Source organism: Staphylococcus pasteuri (assembly GCF_030547725.1).
Classification (GTDB): Bacteria; Bacillota; Bacilli; order Staphylococcales; family Staphylococcaceae; genus Staphylococcus; species Staphylococcus pasteuri.
Genome location: NZ_JAUOQO010000377.1, coordinates 1 through 268, shown reverse-complemented (window position 1 = coordinate 268; position 268 = coordinate 1). Strand labels below are relative to the sequence as shown.

The window sequence follows — 268 nt, the reverse complement described above, 5'->3', positions numbered from 1 at the left end:
CATATAAGGACATACCAATGAGAAAGGGATTGCTGTGCTTTGCAGCATTGCTTACCAGCTGCTTAAGCTTGAGCGCTGTGGCTGCTGAAGGAAAAGTGTACAAACTTAAACTGGCGGAGTCTTGGCCGACCAAATTTCCTTTGCTAGATACCGGGGTTCAGCGCTTTGCAAAAATGGCTGAGGAAATGTCAGATGGTCGATTTCAAATTCGGGTTGATTCTGCAAACAAACACAAGGCCGCTCTGGGTGTATTTGACTTGGTGAAAAG

At 45.9% G+C, this 268-nt stretch carries 1 protein-coding gene; it reads left to right on the top strand.

Annotation, left to right across the window (positions count from 1 at the left end):
- Positions 1-17: 17 nt before the first annotated feature.
- The coding region (locus tag Q4528_RS14060) for a hypothetical protein (protein WP_303522217.1) at positions 18-268 on the top strand (251 nt) is incomplete at its 3' end.